The sequence below is a fragment of the Kineococcus siccus genome (genome assembly GCF_009906795.1).
Classification (GTDB): Bacteria; Actinomycetota; Actinomycetes; order Actinomycetales; family Kineococcaceae; genus Kineococcus; species Kineococcus siccus.
Genome location: NZ_JAAALN010000246.1, coordinates 1 through 5,717, shown reverse-complemented (window position 1 = coordinate 5,717; position 5,717 = coordinate 1). Strand labels below are relative to the sequence as shown.

General features: G+C 76.3%; 9 protein-coding genes. 1 reads left to right on the top strand and 8 read right to left on the bottom strand.

Annotation, left to right across the window (positions count from 1 at the left end; genetic code table 11):
• Nucleotides 1–76: 76 nt before the first annotated feature.
• A complete protein-coding gene (locus GTR02_RS19195) occupies nt 77–718 on the top strand; it encodes an SMI1/KNR4 family protein (RefSeq protein WP_166609088.1) in 642 nt (213 codons plus the stop codon).
• 83 nt (nt 719–801) lie between these two features.
• Here the strand turns inward: GTR02_RS19195 and GTR02_RS19190 are convergent, their stop codons facing one another.
• The 8 genes from GTR02_RS19190 to GTR02_RS19155 all read right to left on the bottom strand — a co-directional run.
• Nucleotides 802–1,407, bottom strand: a complete 606-nt coding sequence (locus tag GTR02_RS19190; protein WP_166609087.1) for a MerR family transcriptional regulator — start codon at nt 1,405–1,407, stop codon at nt 802–804.
• Nucleotides 1,408–1,569: 162 nt separating this feature from the next.
• On the bottom strand, nt 1,570–2,058 hold the full coding sequence (locus GTR02_RS19185; RefSeq protein WP_166609086.1) for a bifunctional nuclease domain-containing protein: 489 nt from the start codon (nt 2,056–2,058) through the stop codon (nt 1,570–1,572).
• A gap of 54 nt (nt 2,059–2,112) precedes the next feature.
• Complete coding sequence (gene ftsR, locus GTR02_RS19180) at nt 2,113–2,817, bottom strand: transcriptional regulator FtsR (RefSeq protein WP_166609090.1); 705 nt, start codon at nt 2,815–2,817, stop codon at nt 2,113–2,115.
• 47 nt (nt 2,818–2,864) lie between these two features.
• Nucleotides 2,865–3,401, bottom strand: coding sequence for an FHA domain-containing protein (locus GTR02_RS19175; RefSeq protein WP_276611087.1), 537 nt, complete (start codon nt 3,399–3,401; stop codon nt 2,865–2,867).
• A gap of 187 nt (nt 3,402–3,588) precedes the next feature.
• The gene (gcvH, locus tag GTR02_RS19170) at nt 3,589–3,972 is read right to left on the bottom strand and encodes a glycine cleavage system protein GcvH (RefSeq protein ID WP_166609085.1); all 384 of its coding nucleotides are present in this window, start codon (nt 3,970–3,972) and stop codon (nt 3,589–3,591) included.
• 60 nt (nt 3,973–4,032) lie between these two features.
• Complete coding sequence (locus tag GTR02_RS24700) at nt 4,033–4,830, bottom strand: DUF881 domain-containing protein (RefSeq protein ID WP_166609084.1); 798 nt, start codon at nt 4,828–4,830, stop codon at nt 4,033–4,035.
• A complete protein-coding gene (locus GTR02_RS19160) occupies nt 4,827–5,159 on the bottom strand; it encodes a DUF1290 domain-containing protein (RefSeq protein WP_166609083.1) in 333 nt (110 codons plus the stop codon). Before GTR02_RS19160 ends, GTR02_RS24700 begins: the two co-directional genes overlap by 4 nt.
• A 10-nt stretch (nt 5,160–5,169) precedes the next feature.
• Nucleotides 5,170–5,717, bottom strand: a 548-nt coding sequence (locus GTR02_RS19155; RefSeq protein WP_166609082.1) for a DUF881 domain-containing protein, incomplete at its 5' end; no start/stop codon positions are given.

Genomic DNA, 5,717 nt, shown 5'->3' with positions numbered 1-5,717 from the left:
GGTACGGACTCCGCGGTCCGCGTCGTGCGGTCCGCGGAGTCCGTACCGGCCCCCGCCCCCGCCGGCCGGACCGCCCGTGCGCGACGGGATCGTGCGCCGCGCGGACCTCCTCGGCCGCGGAGGCGTCGGTGGCCCGCTCGTGGCCGAGGAGGTCCGCCGGGTCGACCGGCTCGTCGACGAGCTGCGGCGGCACTGGACGCGGACGGGCGCCGACATCGCGGGGCGCCTGCGGCCCGGGGTCGACGAGGCCGCGCTCGACGCCGCCGAGCACCAGCTCGGGCTGCCCCTGCCGCGCGGGGCGCGCACGTGGTGGCGGCGCGTGGACGGGGTGGACCCGTACCGCAGCAGCCGGTACCGGGCGCAGTCGCCGACGGTCGGGCCGGGGGGCTGGGTGCCGCTGCGGCTGGCCGACGCGCTCGCGCGGACCACGCCCGGTGTCGTGGGCGTGCCGGCGCCGCCCGGCCTGCTGCCGCTGTTCGCGCGCGACGAGGAGCTCGTCGCCGTGCGGCTGGCGCCGGGCCCGACGCAGGTGGAGCAGCTGGTGCTCGCCGACGACGGCGAGGGCTACCAGCACGCGTGGCGCGTCAGCCTCGAGCTGCTGCTGAGCACCTGGTCGGACTCCCTGCTGGCCGCCGTGCACTGGCTGCCCGACGCGCACGACTGGGTCGTCGACCCGTTCGCGCTGCGCGCCATGCGCAACGCGCACCTGCTCGACTGACGCCGGCGCCCCGCGGGGGAGCCGACGCACGGGAGGGGCCGGGACGTCGTCCCGGCCCCTCCCGACGCTGTCCGCGCCGGCGCTCAGCCGGCCTCGCGCGTGCGGCGGCGGGCGCTGAGCTCGTCCGCCAGCAGCATGGCCGGCGACACGGTCTCGCCGCGGTCGGCGGGCCGCTCGCTGGGCAGCGAGGCGAGCTCGCCCTCGACCTCGCGCCACACGCGCCCGACGGCGATGCCGAAGACGCCCTGCCCGCCCTGGACGAGGTCGATGACCTCGTCGGCGGACGTGCACTCGTAGACGCTGGCCCCGTCGCTCATCAGCGTGATCTGCGCGAGGTCGTCGACCCCGCGCTCGCGCAGGTGCGTCACGGCCGTGCGGATCTGGTGCAGCGAGACCCCGGTGTCCAGGAGCCGCTTGACGACCTTGAGCACGAGGATGTCCCGGAAGCCGTACAGCCGCTGCGACCCCGAGCCGGAGGCGCCGCGCACGCTCGGCTTGACCAGACCCGTGCGGGCCCAGTAGTCCAGCTGCCGGTAGGTGATCCCGGCCGCCTTGCACGCGGTCTGACCGCGGTAGCCCACGTCGTCGTCGAGGTCGGGGAGGTCCTCGGTGAACAGCAGGCCCTGGGCACGGGCGGGCTTCTCCGCCCGTCGTGCCGACCCTGCGACTGCGTCGCCGCCACTGCTCACGCCGGCCTCCTCGTCGATCGCCGCGCGTCGAGGTACGACGAGGGGCGTCCTGCACACCGACCGTAGAGCGGCACCCCCGGAGCGTCAACGAGGCGCGCGGCGGGGACGCCGACGTGTCGCCGGGACCGCTGCCCACCACCGCCCGGCGGGCGGTGGAGGGCCTCAGCGGGGTGCGTCGCCACCCTCGTCGGACTCGAAGTCCTCGGGCGTGATCTGGTCGAGGAACTCGCGGAACTTCTCGACCTCGTCCTCGTCCTCGTCCGGGACGGGCACGCCGCCGGAGTCCAGCACCTCGTCGGCGCCCACGATGGGGCAGCCCACGCGCAGGGCCAGGGCGATGGCGTCGGAGGTGCGGGAGCTGACGGACAGGCCCCCGTCGAAGGCGAGCTCCGCGAAGTAGACGTTGTCGCGCATCGCCACGATCCGGACCTCCTGGAGCGTGCGCCCGAGGGCCTCGATCACGTCCTTGAGGAGGTCGTGCGTCAGCGGCCGCGGCGGCACGACGCCCTGCTGGGCGAAGGCGATCGCACTGGCCTCGGGGGCACCGATCCAGATCGGGAGGTAGCGGTCTCCGCCACGCTCCCGCAGCAGCACGATGGGGTTGTTGGAAGGCATCTCGACCCGGACGCCGATGACATCGAGCGCGCGCACGTCGTCACCGTACCCCGCGGCCGCGTCCCGGGCCGCGAGGTGCCCCGCCGCGCGTCAGCCGGACAGCCGGCCGAGCGCGCTGGCCACCAGGGCGGCGTGCAGGCGCAGGCAGGCGGCGGAGATCTCGCGGGCGACGTCCTCGGCGCGCGTGGCGGACTCCCCGCCGCGCTGGCGCTGCAGGGGGGCCACCACCTGCTCCGCCAGGCCCACCTCGCGCTCGGCCGCGGTGCGGAACATCCGCAGGTGCCGCGCCTCGATGCCGAAGGAGGCCAGGGCCGCGGCCGAGCGCAGGACCTCCAGCGCCTCGCCGTCGTACCAGGGGCCGCCCGGGGCGGGGGCCAGCACGCCGAACCCCTCCAGCGCGGCGAGCAGCTCCTCCTCGACGCCGGAGTCGCGCAGGAGCTCCGCGCGGGTCAGCCGCAGGCTCGCGGTGCGCCCGTCGAAGCGGTCCGCGGCCGGGACGTCCTCGCGCGGCACGGCCTGCGGGACGCGCGGTTCGGCACCGGGCAGCGGCGGCGGCTCCAGCCCGCGGTCGAGGGCGTCGAGGTGCTCGCGGATGACCTTCAGCGGCAGGTAGTGGTCGCGCTGGGCGGCCAGGACGTAGCGCAGCCGGTCGACGTCGCGCGTGGAGAACTTGCGGTAACCCGCCGCGGTGCGCTGCGGCTCGACCAGCCCCCGCTCCTCGAGGAAGCGGATCTTCGAGATCGTCACGTCGCCGAACTCCGGCGACAGCACCGCGAGCACCTCGCCGATCGTCATGCGGGGCGTCCCCGGGTCGAGGTGCTGCGCGCGCGACGCCGCCGGGCTCACTCCCGGGGCTCCTCGCGGTCCGCGCTCGGCCCGGCGTGGAAGTCCATGCGGTACTTGCCGATCTGCACCTCGTCGCCCGCGCGCAGCAGCGCGTCGTCGATGCGCTCGCGGTTGACGTAGGTCCCGTTGAGGCTGCCCACGTCGCGCACCCGGAAGCCCGGACCGGCGACCGGGTCGGGCCAGCGCACGAACTCCGCGTGCTTGCGGGAGACGGTCACGTCGTCGAGGAAGATGTCGCTCGTCGGGTGCCGGCCGGCGGACGTCCGCTCGGCGTCGAGCAGGAACCGCGACCCCGCGTTGGGCCCGCGCCGCACCACGAGCAGCGCCGACGCGTGCGGCAGGGCGTCGACGGCCTCCTGGTCGTCGCTGGACAGACCGCCCTCGACCTCGTGCACCTCGGGGACGGCGAGCCCCGCGAAGGACATCGTCGAGTCGACGGGACGCTCCTCCCCCGCGGCCTCGCGCGGCTCGGGACGGCCGGGGCCTGCGCCCGGCTCAGCACGACCCGACGACGGGTCACCTGACGACGACATCGCACCACCCTCCGGAGAACTCCCACGGCGCCGAGCCGGCCCGGACGCGTTCTTCCCGCCCCGCGACGGCCACCGCGACGATCACTGTGCACAGCGTAGCCGCGCGGGCTCGCGACCCTCCACCTCCACCGCAGGTCCACCCCGACGGGTGAACCGCGGGCGCGGGACGGCGGAGGGGGACGTGCCGTCAGCCGGCGTGCGCCCGGTAGGCGTCGGCGTCGAGCAGGCCCTCGACCGCGGCCGGGTCGTCCACGGTCAGGGTGAACATCCAGCCCTCGCCGTAGGGGTCGGCGTTGACGAGGTCGGGCCGCGTCTCCAGGCCCGGGTTGTGCTCCACGACGGTCCCGCCGACGGGGGCCGTGATCTCGCTGACGCTCTTGGTCGACTCCACCTCGCCGCACGAGGCGCCCGCCGTCACGGCCTCCCCCGGCGCCGGCAGCGACACGTAGACGACGTCGCCGAGCGCGTCCTGGGCGTGGTCGGTGATCCCCACGCGCACGGTGCCGTCGCCCTCGACGCGCACCCACTCGTGCTCGGAGGTGTAGCGCAGCTCGCTGGGCACGTCGGACATCGGTTCTCCTCGCACGGTGCTGGTCACGGGCGCGCCGGCCCCGACCGGCACGGTCCCCCCCTACTGAGGCGGGGCTTGCTCCGGCGCCGGTGACGCCGGGCGAGCGTACTGAGGCGCCGAGACGGCGTGCAAGGCGGTGATCGCGACGTCCTGCGAGGTGGTCACCGCGAGCTGGGCCCCCAGCTGCCGCAACGTCTCCCGCACGCCGCCGGGGATGTCCAGGGCGGTCGCCATGGTCGGCGGGTCGCCCACGGCGCGCACCACGTAGGGCGGCTGCTCCAGGCGGCCGTCGACCACGACGCCCCCGTCCGCCGCGGCCGCGGCGTCGAGGAAGGCCGTGCTGGCCACCACGCGCGTCGCGCCGATCTGCAGCGCCTCGGCGCCCGCGTCGCGCAGCTCCTGCACCGTCTGCAGCAGCTGCGCGGCGCTCACCGCCCCGGCGGGGTCGGTGACGGTCGCGGTGATCCCGGGACCCCGCGCGGGCAGCGTGCCCGCGAGCAGCCCGTAGGAGTCGGCGCGCGAGCGCGCCGCCCGGGCGGCGGCCTCGGCCGAGTCGCTGCCGGCCGTCAGCTCGTCGCGGGCGGCCTGCAGCTGCCGGACCTCCTCACCCAGGCGGTCGCTGCGCTCGGTGGTGTCGTCCAGGATGCGCACGAGCTCGTTCTCCCGCAGGTCCTCGAGCCCGGCGGTGTCGGTCTGGCGCACCTGCACCACGACGCCGAAGCCGAGCGCCGCGCACAGCAGGCCGGCGAGCACCTGCGCGCGGGTGGCCCGCGGCCGCGCGGCCCGCACGAGGCGCCGCCAGGGGTTCGCCCGCACGCGCGGCGTCGCCGCCGCCCCGTCCGGAGGTGCGGTGCTCACGCCGACAGCAGGTGGCGGCGGATGGCGGCCGCGTTGGAGAAGATCCGCACGCCGAGGACCACGACGACACCGGTCGACAGCTGCGACCCGACGCCCAGCTGGTCGCCGAGGAAGACGATGAGGGCGGCCACCACCGCGTTGGACAGGAACGACACGACGAACACCCTGTCGTCGAAGATCCCGTCCAGGACGGCGCGCAGGCCGCCGAAGACGGTGTCCAGCGCCGCGACCACGGCGATGGGCAGGTAGGGCTGGAGGAACAGCGGCACCTCGGGGTGCAGGAGCACCCCGGCCACGATGCCGAGGACGAGTCCCACAGCGGCGATCACGGCGGGAACGCTACCCGTCACCGGGCGTCGTGCCCGACCCCGACCCGCGCGGGGCGGGCGAGGTCGGGGACGGCGAGGTCGGGGACGGCGTCGCACCGGCGGGGACGGCGCTGCGCAGCTCCAGGCGCGAGGCCGCGGGCAGCTGCAGGGAGTCCGCCGCCTCGATCGAGACACCGATGCCGTAGTTGTCCTGCAGGGCCCGCAGGTAGCGCCCGGCCGCGGCCGTGGCCAGCCGCGTCTGCAGGGTGGCCGGGTCGCCGACGGCCGTCAGCGTGTAGGGCGGGGTGAGCGGGCGGTAGTCGACGAGCACGGCACCCCCCGCGGCCCGGATCGCGGACAGCGACGTCAGCCGCTGCCCGTTCACGGCCACCGCCTCGGCACCCGCGAGCCACAGCCCGTTCACGACGGTCTGCAGGTCGCGGTCCAGGACGCGGCCCGAGCCCGTCGGGGCGTCCGCCGCGGTGGCGTCCTGCGGGGCGTCGGACAGCACGACGGTCAGTCCCGGCCCCTGCACCGCGACCGCGCCGACGACGACGGCCAGCGCGTCGGCCCGGGCGG